We start from the raw sequence: 12,057 nt of genomic DNA on the forward strand, positions 1-12,057 counted from the left end.
GCGCCCATTCACTCCGTTATTGCAAACGTTGTAATAAAAAACTTTCGCACCGAAACCGATTCATGCCTGTTTTAAGCGGCATTTTTTTGTGAATCATGCACCTGCTTTTCCGCAAACGTTATTTAAGAAATTAAAACAGGTTTCCTTACAAGTTTCGAACCCGCGCATACACCTGCCGTATATTTGTACAGTAAACAAAAACAAAATACAATCATGAAAACAAAATCACTTTTCTTCGCAGCGCTGGTGTTAGTGAGCTCGGTTGCCTTAGCCGCTGGAAAGGATGAGCCACGTAGAACTGGTATGGCTATCGTACCCGTTAAAGGATCTGAAGTGTTCAAAGTTATTTATAAAGGTGAATCAACTGGAAAAGTAAAGTTGAACATTTACAATGCCGAAGACAAAGTAATTATGGCTGAAGTATTCACTGGCGTGGATGGTTTCATCTGCCCGCTGAATTTCGCTGGCCTGCAACCTGGTGAATATACGATCGAACTGATCGATGCTGCCGGAAAGAAGATCGAAAAGATCGTTTACGGTTCTAAAAAATCTGCAAAGTTTGTACACGTAAGCAAACTCGTGAACGCGGAAGGTAAATACCTCCTGTCAGTAGTGAACGCAGGTTCGAACGAGCCTATCAACGTTAAAATATTCGATGCAAAGAACAACCTCATCCATTCTGAAACTAAAGAAGTGGATGGTGACTTTGCTCAGGTATACAAATTGAACAATGTGTCAGGCGCCTATACATTTGAGGTTTCTGACAACTCAGGAAATTTAAGAACCATTCGGTTTTAATTAAGGGTAGATTGATTGGAAAAGAGCCTTCCCGGGAAACCGGGGGGCTTTTGTTTTTTTATGGCTTGCCTGATCGATCAATTTCCTATATTTCCCTAACATTGATCATCAATTTGTCATTATGAAACCTCTGTTCTCCCTATCATTGTTTCTCTCGGCTTGTGTGTGTTTCGCACAACAGAATGCCCCGGCGCTGTTCAAAGCTACAGACCATACCGCCGAAAATCTTTTTACCAACAACATCGAAGGGCCGGCCTTTGACAAAAAGGGAAACCTGTACGTGGTGAACTTTCAGCAGGATGGTACCATCGGCCTGGTGAAACCCGACGGTACCGTGAGCCTGTTCGTAACCCTTCCCCAGGGCAGCACCGCCAACAGCATCCAGTTTGACCGTAAAGGCAATATGTACCTTGCCGACTTCACGGGGCACAATGTGCTAAAGGTGGAGCGCAAAAGCAGGAAGATCAGCGTGCATGTGCACCGCGACGATTTCAATCAGCCGAACGACCTCTGCATCAACAGCAAAGACCAGCTCTTTGCCTCAGATCCCAACTGGAAAGAAAGCACGGGCAAGATCTGGCGCATCGATCCCGATGGAAAAGCCACGTTGCTGGACGGCAACATGGGCACCGCTAACGGCATCACGCTCAGTCCCGATGAAAAAACATTGTATGTGAACGAGAGTGTTCAACGAAAGATATGGGTCTTTGATGTGGATGCATCGGGCAACATTTCCAATAAAAGACTCTTTGCCGAGTTCCCCGACTTTGGCTTCGACGGAATGAAGTGCGACAAGAAAGGTAATCTCTACGTAACGCGGTATGGCAAAGGTACCATTGCTGTGTTGTCACCCGATGGGAAACAGATCCGCGAAGTAGCGCTCAAAGGTAAAAGGTGCAGCAACCTTGTGTTCGGTGGAAAGAAAGGCCGCGAAGTTTTTGTGACCTTACAAGACCGGAAAGGCATGGAAAAGTTTCTGAACGATATCCCAGGGAGATAAAGTACGAAATACGAGGTACGATCGGTGCACCCCCGTACCTCGTATCTCGTACCTCGTACCTTTTTCTACCCGCATTGGGCAACAAGCGCTAACCTCCCCACAACGCTGCGTGGTTCGAGTATCGTACCCGGTGACAGGACCGCATTTGCGCCGATCTTGGTGTGGTCACCTATCAGTGCTCCGAATTTCTGACAACCCGTAGGCATACATTTTCCATTGATCAGCACCGCGATCTCTTTTTGCTCACGTTCATTGTAGTGGTTGGCGATCACCGATCCCGCTTCCATATTCACATGTGCGCCGACGATGGAGTCTCCTACAAAATTGAAATGTGCCAGCGCGCTGTTGGCCAGTACGATGCTGGTCTTCACTTCACAACCCGGTCCGATGGTGACGCGCTCATCCAGGAATACGCCACCCCGCAGGTAAGCATGCGCGGCGATGAAGCAGTTTGCCGAGATGATGGCGGGCCCTTTGATCACGGCATGGTCTTCGATCCTGGCCGACTTATGAATGGCCACGTCGTCTTGGATCCTGTATTCACCCGTAAGCGCGTTGAATTTTTCGGTCAGCATCTGTCCGAGCAGCTGCGGAATGTGCCAGGGATTTTCCTTCAGTTGTGAGGGGAAGATCTTCGAGAACGTTTGCAGGTAGGCGCCAAGGTCGATGCTATTTTTCATAAAATTCGATGGGAAGGTTATCGGGATCAGCAAAGAAGGTAAATCGTTTGCCGGTATACTCGTCAATGCGTACGGGCTCGGCTTCGACCTGATGTTGCTGCAAATGGCGGAGGGCGAGCGAAAGATCTCCCACTTCGAAGGCGAGGTGCCGCAGGCCGCGGGCTTCGGGTCTGGATACGCGCGGGGGAGGATCGGGAAAGGAGAACAGCTCGATCACATATTTTCCATTGAGGCTCAGGTCAAGCTTCCACGATTGTCTTTCCTGCCGGTAATGTTCAGCCGCCACGGTCATTCCCAACACCTGTGTGTAGAACTTTTTAGATCTTTCGTAATCGGAGCAGATAATGGCTACGTGGTGAATGCCGTTGGGTGTGAACATAGTTGGGTATATTGTCTTTCAATTTGTGAATTTTAAACCAATATTGAAATCATGGATATTTTTCTGCTGGTACTCGGTTCTCTGCTGATGCTGCTTGGGCTGGCAGGTTGTGTTCTGCCATTCCTGCCGGGACCTCCATTGTGTTACGTGGCGCTGCTCATCCAGCAGCTCCAGACCGACGCACCCTACACAACCCGTTTCCTGGTGATCTGGGCCGTGGTTACTGTGGTGGTTACTTTACTCGATTATGTGATACCTGTCTACGGCACTAAAAAATACGGCGGAACGAAGTATGGTATGTGGGGATGTGTGATCGGGCTGATCGCAGGGTTGTGGCTCGGACCTGTGGGCATCATTGTCGGGCCCTTTGCCGGAGCCTTCATCGGTGAGCTGGTGGCCAATAGCAGTTCTGAACAGGCGTTGCGCGCTGCGTTCGGTTCTTTTTTAGGATTTCTGGTGGGAACGTTGTTGAAGCTGGTGGCGTGCTTTGTGATGGTGTGGTATTTTGTGAAGGCTTTTTAATGATCCTCTAATCCGGTGCACTGACAAACGGCATTTTTAATTTTATCTGAAATAGCTACTTTTACCCTCTTCATACAATAAACCTCACGTACATGAAAAAGATACTGGTACCTACTGATTTTTCCAAGCCCGCTCAGATCGCCGTGGATGTTGCTGCAGACATCGCTAAAAAGTCGAATGCCGAGCTGGTGCTGCTCCACGTTGTGGAGGAAGCCACCGGAGATTCGCTGACCATCGATGGCGAAGTTTCTACGGGCACAGACTGGGAAGACAGGATCTTCACCATGCGCCTCATCGAGCGTGGAAAGAAACAGCTGGCCAAGATGGTGGAAGATGCGAAGCTCACAGGCGTTAAAGTAAGGCAGGAGCTGCGACTGGGTACACCTTTTCATGGCATGAGAACGATCATCACCGATCAGAAAGTAGACCTTGTGGTGATGGGAACCGCAGGTAAGACCAAGCTTGAAGAAATGATCATCGGGTCTAACACAGAGAAAGTAGTGCGCCACGCCAACTGCCCCGTGCTCACCGTGCATAAGAAACCCGCCAAGTCTGACTTCAAGAATATCGTCTATGCAACCTCCATGAGCAAAGACGAAGAGGTGTTTTCAAGGATCGTGAGAAGAACCCAGCAACTGTACGACGCCACGGTTCACCTGGTGCGCATCAATACACCTGGAAATTTTCAACGCGATACCGTGGTAAAAAAATACATGCAGGATTTTGCGAAGAAGCTTCAGTTGAAAAATTTCACCATCAATGTTTTTAACGATCTCACCGAAGAGGAGGGCATCGTTTATTTTGCTGACAGCATTAACGCCGACATGATTGCGATGGCTACGCATGGCCGCACAGGTTTTGCACACGTGCTGGCAGGAAGCATTGCCGAAGATGTGGTTTCACATTCCAAACGCCCCGTGCTGACGTTTGTGACGAAGCAGAGAAAATAATACTGACACTGGAGGCCCCGCAAGGGGCTTCTTTTTTTTCAAAGGCCCGGTGAAAAATTATTATTCCATTCTCGGTGTACAGACCTCTGCTTCCATGGCGGAGATCAAACGTGCTTATCGCAGGCTGGCGGTGCTTTATCACCCCGACAAGAATCCCGATCCACGCGCACATGCGCTGTTTCAGGAAGTAAATGAGGCATACGATGTGCTGGGTGACCCGGAAAAAAGACAAACCTATGACCTGAGGCTTGCCAATCCTTTTGCGGAGATATTGGATCAGGCGCCGGCTCCACCCGCACACCGCGATCCTGCTTACAGAAGAAGACGGCCGAATCCCGGCGTACGGCGCGATCCTACACCGCGCGACCTGATGGGACAGTACCTGCCGTATTTCAGATGGCTCACGGTTGTGGGACTGGTGCTTACGGTGTTCCTTGCAATTGACCTGGCCTTGCCTGCCCGGGAGTACGATGATGAGATCGCCGAAATATACAGCGTCAGGGGACGCCGTGGCGCCTATAGATACCACGTAATGATCACCACCAGCGGAAGAAATTTCAGAATATATGAACGGGAAGCAACCACTTTCCATGAGCAGCCAATACGCATCGTTGCCACACCCATTTTTTCCACTGAATTGAGTGTGTCTAATCGCGAGGGTACGCATGTTGTGAGGCTGGCTTATATTTACAGGGGTGCCCTAAGCTTGTTCCCCCTGGTGCTGTTTATTATTTCGCTGCTGGCTATTATGCTGCCACGGCGAACGGAATTTGTATTCAACGCCAGCATAGTGTGTGGAATCTTAATTGTTATACTTTTGTACCTGGTATTCAGTATATGAGCAAAAAGAACGATTGGAAAAAACGCGAAGGAGTTGTCTATTCAACAGACAACAGCTTCAGCTACGAATATCAGCAGCAGAACGAAGCAGAAACGCTTCCCCCGCAGCAGCAGAACCTGAAAGCTTCGCTCGACAAAAGCGGCAGGGCAGGCAAGCAGGTAACGCTGATCACCGGGTTTGTAGGAACAGCTGCCGACCTTGAAACGCTGGGCAAGCTGGTAAAATCGAAATGTGGCGTTGGTGGCTCGGTCAAAGATGGCGAGATCCTCATCCAGGGCGACGTTCGCGACAAAGTAGTACAGATCCTGACAAAAGAAGGGTATAAAGCGAAACGTGTAGGATAACGTGCATTTACCGATCACCGAATACCGGTTACCGATTACCTGCTTCCGTCAAACCATTCCTTAAACTCACCTACCTTCTCGCGGCTTACGATGATCTCTTTATCGAACTCCTGCTGAAGGGTGATCTTCAGCCTGCTGTTCGAATACACCAGCACATCTTTGATAGCGTTGATATTGAGAATAAATGTGCGGTTGAGCCTGAAGAACAAGGCGGGATCGAGAATGTCTTCCAGCGCCTCGAGGGTATAATCGATAATGAACTTACGGTTTTGTGTGGTGACCAGGTATACGTCGCGGCCGTCGGCATAGAACAGGCCGATCTGGTCGGTCGTGATGGAGCGGATGTGCTCTCCCAGCTTTACCATGAACCTGTTTTTATATTCTTTGGTCTTCAGCGATGAGAAGGCCTGCTGCACTTTTTCTTCCTGGTCTTTATTCCATTGAAACTGCTGCCGGAGGGTTTCCAGTTTTTTCAGGCTCGCGGAAAGGTCGGTAAACGTAATAGGCTTCAGCAGGTAATCGATGCTATTCACCTTGAAGGCGTCGAGCGCGAACTCGTTGAATGCAGTTGTGAAGATCACAGGTTTGCGCACCTGCACCTGTTGAAAGATCTGGAAGCTCAATCCATCGATGAGCTGAATATCCATAAAGATGAGATCGATCTTGTCCTGATTTTCTTTTAACCAGCTTACAGTGTTCTCTACGGAATCGAAACGTGCCATCACCTGGATGGAGGCATCATATTTTTGCAGGTACCGCTCGAGCTTTTCTGCGGCGGGCACTTCATCTTCGACGATAATTACCTTCATGCTACTGTAATGCGATTTCTTCGGCCACACGGATCACGGGCAATTTAACATAATTTTCCTGGTAGGCTTTTACCTTGATCAGCGGAAGATCGCTGTAAAGAGAATATGACTTCTGCAGGCGGGTAAGCGCAAGCTCGCTGGTAGGATGAGTCACCAGGCGGTCGTTAAGCCGGCTTTGAATGGTGATGTAATCGTCTTCAACATAACACCTGATCACAAAAGGTTCAAAGCGTGTGATGATGGTGTTGCGTACCATACTTTCGATGATCACGGGCAACGAACCTGGAATGAGCATGCAATCGAGCTCGTCGTTTTCGAGGGCGGGTTCGAACCTCAGCTGTCCATGATATTTTTCGTTCAGCAGTCGCACCATGATGCGGGCAGCCTCCAGCTCGGTGGCGGCGCTGACCAGTTCCTGTTGACGGTTGCTGAGTACATAACGGTAAGCACTCGCCAGGCAATCGATGTACTCCTCCGCCTGTTCTACATCACGATACATAAGGCCGATCAGGTTCTCGAGGCTTTCATAGAGCAGGTCGGGATTGATGTCATTCTTGAATTCCAGCATTTCCATTTCCAGCACTTCACGCTGTTGCTTTTCTGCATTCAGCTTCAGGGTGTTCTCCTTTTGCAGGTAGTAATTGCTGAAGTAGAGCAGGTTGTAAAGAAACGCGGTAACGGTGAAGATGCTGCCGAAGGTCATCAGCTGGGTGCCGCTGATGGTGAACCCGATCATCAGTTTGAAATAGAAGCTCAGGCACACCAGCACAAGGGCTACCGAAAGCGCCGCCGTGATGACGAACTGAAGCGCTATGCGAACACTCTGGTAGCGATCCTTCAAAAGTTTGTTCATCACGATGATGATCAGGCGTGTGAACTCGAATGAAATATAAGACAACCCGATGCAAACGTATACTTCCTGGCTGATGAACAGCTCGTTTACCTGGGCCACATTGTTGTTGATGAGCAGGATCAGCAGGTAGATGAGCACACCGTAAATGGCGGGTGCCAGTATTCGGAAGAGGGGATTATGGATAAAATAACGTTTCATTTACGCTGAAAATTTTTGCTCTGCCGGCTCGTGTTTATGAATTACCGGCAGGGATACCGTGAATTTCTCCTCGTCCTTAACTTCGATCCGTTTGTCCGTAAAGTAGCTGTACCGTTTCCGGATGTTCTCCAATCCTACGCGGAACGAGCTGATGCTGTCGAGGGTGGCCGTTTTGGTGTTGATCACCCTCAGGTAAGTATTGTCCTGAGCCGTGATGTAGATGAAAAGTTTTTTATCGCTGGTAAGCGTGTTGTGTTTGACAGCATTTTCCACCAGCATTTGCAGTGTGAGCGGTGGGATCTTGCTGTTCATAATTCCCGAGGGAAGATTGATTTCCACATTCAGCTGTTGCTGGAAACGGATCCGCAGTAAATAATAGTAAGACTGAACAAAATCTACTTCCTCTTTCAGTAATACATATTTTTTGTTCTGCGTGGCCATGATATACTGGTAGGTCTGCGCCAGCCGGCGGATGAACTGTTCGGCGGAGGGAAGGTCTTTAAAGATGAGCGACGAAATGGTGTTCAGGCTGTTGAACAGATAGTGGGGACTGATCTGTCCTTTCAGCGCTTCGAACTGAAGCTCGAGCTGCTTGCGCTCGCTTTGCAGGTTCTCGATCTGCGCCACGGCGTAGTGCTGATAAGAATACAGCAGTGCATAGACCACGTTGTAGATGAACAGCGCGCTGAGCATCAGGATGGAGATCTTCCAGATCACGTCTTCATCATTGCGATTGAGGCCCGTCCAGAAAAACGTTTCTTCTGAAAGAGAGATGAAGATCATTGCCATGCCAAGGCTTATTGTCATGGCAATGACCATGTTGCTGAGGTAGCCTGTCAGGAATCGCGCTGCGAAATATTTTCTCCACGGGATCCACCGATCGAGCAGATCGTTGAACAGGTACAGCACAACTCCCAGTATGGCTCCGATCAGCACGCTGGAGAGGATCTCCGTGCTTGCCGAGATCGGGTGCGGGAACCTGGCTGTTTCACTGAAGTGAAGGTACGCGTAGAACAATCCCGCTGCCGCTCCCGCCACGAGCGCTGCTATGGCTATTTTGCGGATCCGCTCATTCATAAGATGACGCAACGAAAGGTCTGACATCGTAACCTAAGTTACCCAAAATTACAGTGCCATTCGATCTCATTTTAACTGTTTTTTATGATGGTCAGAAATAGACTATTATCAGTTGTACGGGATGATTACTCAATGGCTTTGAGTGCTCTGCCGTAATACGTCTCCGATCCGATCTCACGTGCTGCGTTGCGGTAGGCATCGCGTAACGGAACGCTTCCGTTTTTCACCCTGGGGGCCGCCTCCAGCAACACTTCAGTGGCGTAATGATCTGAGTCGATCCTTCGTGTCGTATTGAGCACCGCGATCACTTTACTGTCTTCGATGTTGGGTCTTCTCAGGGCCAGCCGCAGCACCTCGTGCATGTAGTGATCACTGCCGATGTGCCCGGCGTTATCGATTACCTTGCCGAATTGCGCATCTGTCAGGTCTTGTCTGCTCAACAAGGTACGCAGCACGTCTGAGCGATAATGATCGGATTCAATGGAGCCAGTCACATCCAGCAACAGGGTGAGGTGCTCATCGGTAAGTTTGCTGTTCAGCAGGTCTTTGATCACCTCGGTGATGTAGTGATCTGATTCAATGCCCTTTATGGACTCGATCACACGCTGATAGGAGAGGCTGGAAAGGCCGTTCTTCTGCAGTGCCTTTCTCAGGATCTCGGACCTGTAATGATCGGATTCGATGTTGTTGGTGGTGTTGATCATTTCTACCATCACGGCATCGCTCAGGTTGTTCTGATTCAGCAGCGCGCGCAGCACTTCTGAGATGTAGTGATCACTTTCCATCTGGCCCGCAGCCTGCAGGATGATCCTGACGTTCTCCGGCGAAGCTGCCTGCCCGCGCAAGGCTTCTTTGATCACTTCCGTTTTGTAATGGTCAGAGCCTATCCTCCGCGTTGCAGCGAAGACAGCGGTGGTAGCTTCCTTGCTCTGCATGAACTTTGAAATGTTTTTGCGCAGGAACTCAGACATATAATGATCTGAGTTTACCTCTTCCGCTACTTTATTGACGATAGAAACATAATCTTTCGTTTGCACGGGCTGTTTCATCAGCAGGTTGGCATAGTGCGATTTAACGTGGTCGCTGTCGATCTTGTCGATCTCTGCCAGTACTGCGGCCGTGCCTCCCTGTTTGAAGAACCGGTTCACCCGGGCTTCTGCCGCGATGGTGGTATTGCGTACAATGTCAGGCAGGATCTCGCCGAGCCATGCCTTGCCGTTCGGCTCCCAATCCATCTTGGTGCGGCCTTCATAATATTCCCGTTTCATTTTGCCGCCACCGAGCGACTCGATCACAATGGAACGTTTGCTGCCGAACACGGTCTTGTTGATCTCCAGGTAGCCGTCGTCCGAAATACTTTTAATATCCTTGTCGTCTTCGGTAAGCTCGATCCTTCCACGCATCTCGATATTGAAATCGGAGTACCCGTTTGACGTACGCCACCGCATGGTGCCCCCCTTGTCCTGCTGGATGATCGTGGTATTGGATGATTTGGATTCACTGCTGGCTGACACTTCCTGGCTGAACACCGGTTGGAAACTCAGTCCTGCCAAAGCCATGCTTACAACCCAGGAAATCGATCTACGGAAAATCATATCGGTAAAATTTGGTTCTGTACACTATTACGATACAATAATGGTGATTGGATACACGGTACCCAAGGCATGTGTACTGAAGTGTTGAAGGAGTGTATCGAGTTGTAGCGTAAAAGTACGGGATACGAGGTACGAAGTACGATAGCTCGATCTGCATTCATCGTACCTCGTATTTCGTACCTCGTACTTCATATTTCGTACCTCGTACCTTTCTATTGCCACTGGTGTACAACCCTTGTATGCCAGCGTAAACTGATCTATTTTACAGGCTTAACCTAAACCTAATGACATGAAGAGATTCTACCGCAGCCGCATTTGCCTGAAATTCATGGTAATGCTGGCTTTAGGCTGGCCTGCCCTGCTCCAGGCGCAGCAATTTCAGCAGCAACCGCAGGAAGAAAAGGAGCTGTCGCCTGTCAGCCGAACGTATGCCATTACCAATGCAACCGTTTTCCAGGGGCCGGGACGCAAGCTCGATAGGGCCACCGTTGTGATGAAAGACGGCCTGATCACCGCCGTGGGAAAAGGTGTTGCCATTCCGCCGGAGGCCATCATCATCAAAGGTGACAGCCTCTATATTTATGCGGGTTTTATCGATGGCCTTTCGCGGGCCGGTGTAAGCAAGCCCAAAGAAGAAGCCAACCGTGAGCGCCCCAAGGATCCCGGCAACCCCACGCCCGAACTGGCAGGCATCACACCCCAGAATGACGTACGCACTTTCCTGAATCCGTCCGATAAATCAGCAGACGATCTGCGTGCCCTCGGTTTTACCGCTGCACAGGTTGTGCCTTATGGAAACATGTTGCCGGGTAGTGGCGCCATCATCCAGCTCACCGGCAAAACATCTGATGCCATGGTGCTCGCTGGAAAGTCGGCCCTGTTCTCTGAGCTTACCGGCGCACCCCGTGTTTATCCCTCCACCATTCTTGCCGTAATGTCTAAGTGGCGTGAGTTGTATCGCCAGGCCGTTCAGAACAAGAACTATGAAACGATGTATGCTGCCAACCGGGCGGGCCTCAGCCGTCCTGCGTCAGACCGTATCCTGGAAGCTTTTTATCCTGTGATCGACAAACGTATTCCCGTGCTGTTCGAAGCCGACAAATACCTTGAAACACAACGTGTGATGACCCTGCAATCTGAGCTCGGTTTCTCCCTGGTGCTGGGTGATGTAAAAGAGGGATGGGATGCTATCGCCAGGATCAAAAGCTCAGGCGCGAAGGTTTTTTTGAGTCTCGATCTTCCGGAAGACAAGAAAGAAGAAAAGAGCAAAGACAAGAAAGAAGAAGCCGGCACACTGACGCCTGCTGAAAAAGAAGCCCTCGAAAAACGTAAGGCGGAATTCCTCGCGTTATACACAGGCCAGGCCGCAACGTTTCAGAAAGCCGGCGTCACCTTCGGGTTCTCTTCGCTGAGCGCGAAAACATCTGATATTCGCACCAACCTGCGCCGTATGATCAAGGCCGGTCTCACCGAAGACCAGGCACTGGCAGCGCTCACCACAAGCCCTGCGCAACTTCTGGGGTTGTCAGACAGACTCGGCACGGTTGATAATGGCAAGATCGCCAGCCTCGTGTTGAGTGATAAACCTTACTTCCATGAAAAGGCAAGAGTCCGTTACGTATTCGTTGATGGAATCATGTATAAGTACGATGTGAAGGAGACTCCGAAAGCTGATGCAGGTGCAAAAGCGGAGATCACCGGTACCTGGTCTGTGACCACAGAAACGCCGCAGGGCAAAAGTGAAGAGACCGTTACCTTCAAAAAAGATGGCAGCAACTATTCAGGCTCCATCACGGGTGGAAGGTTAGCGCAGGCGGTGTCACTGGAAAAAGTTGAGCTCAATGGAAACGCACTGCGATACAGCTACACGGTGCAGGTAGGAGGCCAGAGCTTCAAAGTGGATGTTGATGCCACGGTAGACGGTAGCAGCTACAAGGGATCGGCCACGGTAGGGCAGTATGGAAGCTTCCCCGTAGAAGGCAAGAAAGATCCGAATCGTTGATCATTAACT

13 protein-coding genes are annotated in these 12,057 nt (G+C 49.8%); 7 read left to right on the forward strand and 6 right to left on the reverse strand.

The features are described from left to right. The first annotated feature begins 213 nt into the window (after window positions 1-213). Both KK083_RS19410 and KK083_RS19415 read left to right on the forward strand, forming a co-directional pair. On the forward strand, window positions 214-798 hold the full coding sequence (locus KK083_RS19410; protein ID WP_254166476.1) for a hypothetical protein: 585 nt from the start codon (window positions 214-216) through the stop codon (window positions 796-798). A gap of 121 nt (window positions 799-919) precedes the next feature. After that, window positions 920-1,798 (forward strand): SMP-30/gluconolactonase/LRE family protein, encoded by an 879-nt coding sequence (locus KK083_RS19415; RefSeq protein WP_254166478.1) that lies wholly within the window; start codon window positions 920-922, stop codon window positions 1,796-1,798. A 65-nt stretch (window positions 1,799-1,863) separates the two neighbouring features. Here KK083_RS19415 and KK083_RS19420 read toward each other — a convergent pair whose 3' ends face one another. Together KK083_RS19420 and gloA2 are read right to left on the reverse strand one after the other, a co-directional pair. Then, entirely contained in the window at window positions 1,864-2,478 is a 615-nt protein-coding gene (locus KK083_RS19420; RefSeq protein WP_254166480.1) for an LbetaH domain-containing protein, read from the reverse strand. Then, complete coding sequence (gloA2, locus tag KK083_RS19425) at window positions 2,468-2,857, reverse strand: SMU1112c/YaeR family gloxylase I-like metalloprotein (protein ID WP_254166482.1); 390 nt, start codon at window positions 2,855-2,857, stop codon at window positions 2,468-2,470. Before gloA2 ends, KK083_RS19420 begins: the two co-directional genes overlap by 11 nt. A gap of 51 nt (window positions 2,858-2,908) precedes the next feature. Here gloA2 and KK083_RS19430 point away from each other — a divergent pair, with 51 nt between their 5' ends. The 4 genes from KK083_RS19430 (at window position 2,909) to KK083_RS19445 (ending at window position 5,514) form a co-directional block, all read left to right on the forward strand. Then, window positions 2,909-3,379, forward strand: coding sequence for a DUF456 domain-containing protein (locus KK083_RS19430; protein ID WP_254166484.1), 471 nt, complete (start codon window positions 2,909-2,911; stop codon window positions 3,377-3,379). A 92-nt stretch (window positions 3,380-3,471) separates the two neighbouring features. Further along, on the forward strand, window positions 3,472-4,329 hold the full coding sequence (locus KK083_RS19435; protein ID WP_254166486.1) for a universal stress protein: 858 nt from the start codon (window positions 3,472-3,474) through the stop codon (window positions 4,327-4,329). A gap of 49 nt (window positions 4,330-4,378) precedes the next feature. Next, window positions 4,379-5,170 (forward strand): J domain-containing protein, encoded by a 792-nt coding sequence (locus KK083_RS32675; protein WP_317195237.1) that lies wholly within the window; start codon window positions 4,379-4,381, stop codon window positions 5,168-5,170. After that, window positions 5,167-5,514, forward strand: coding sequence for a translation initiation factor (locus tag KK083_RS19445; protein WP_254166488.1), 348 nt, complete (start codon window positions 5,167-5,169; stop codon window positions 5,512-5,514). Before KK083_RS32675 ends, KK083_RS19445 begins: the two co-directional genes overlap by 4 nt. Window positions 5,515-5,549: 35 nt before the next feature. Here KK083_RS19445 and KK083_RS19450 read toward each other — a convergent pair whose 3' ends face one another. From KK083_RS19450 to KK083_RS19465, 4 genes are all read right to left on the reverse strand, one after another. Next, window positions 5,550-6,323: a LytR/AlgR family response regulator transcription factor gene (locus KK083_RS19450; protein WP_254166490.1), complete on the reverse strand. Its 774-nt coding sequence runs from the start codon at window positions 6,321-6,323 to the stop codon at window positions 5,550-5,552. Between the two features lies 1 nt (window position 6,324). Continuing rightward, window positions 6,325-7,374 (reverse strand): histidine kinase, encoded by a 1,050-nt coding sequence (locus KK083_RS19455; protein ID WP_254166492.1) that lies wholly within the window; start codon window positions 7,372-7,374, stop codon window positions 6,325-6,327. Next, complete coding sequence (locus KK083_RS19460; RefSeq protein WP_254166494.1) at window positions 7,375-8,478, reverse strand: sensor histidine kinase; 1,104 nt, start codon at window positions 8,476-8,478, stop codon at window positions 7,375-7,377. It lies immediately after the preceding gene. Window positions 8,479-8,576: 98 nt separating this feature from the next. Further along, a complete protein-coding gene (locus tag KK083_RS19465) occupies window positions 8,577-10,010 on the reverse strand; it encodes a hypothetical protein (protein WP_254166496.1) in 1,434 nt (477 codons plus the stop codon). Between the two features lie 325 nt (window positions 10,011-10,335). Between KK083_RS19465 and KK083_RS19470 the strand changes: the two genes are divergently transcribed. Then, complete coding sequence (locus KK083_RS19470) at window positions 10,336-12,048, forward strand: amidohydrolase family protein (protein WP_254166512.1); 1,713 nt, start codon at window positions 10,336-10,338, stop codon at window positions 12,046-12,048. Window positions 12,049-12,057: the final 9 nt, after the last annotated feature.

It is taken from the genome of Chryseosolibacter histidinae (assembly GCF_018598225.1).
In the GTDB taxonomy this organism is placed as follows: domain Bacteria; phylum Bacteroidota; class Bacteroidia; order Cytophagales; family Cyclobacteriaceae; genus Chryseosolibacter; species Chryseosolibacter histidini.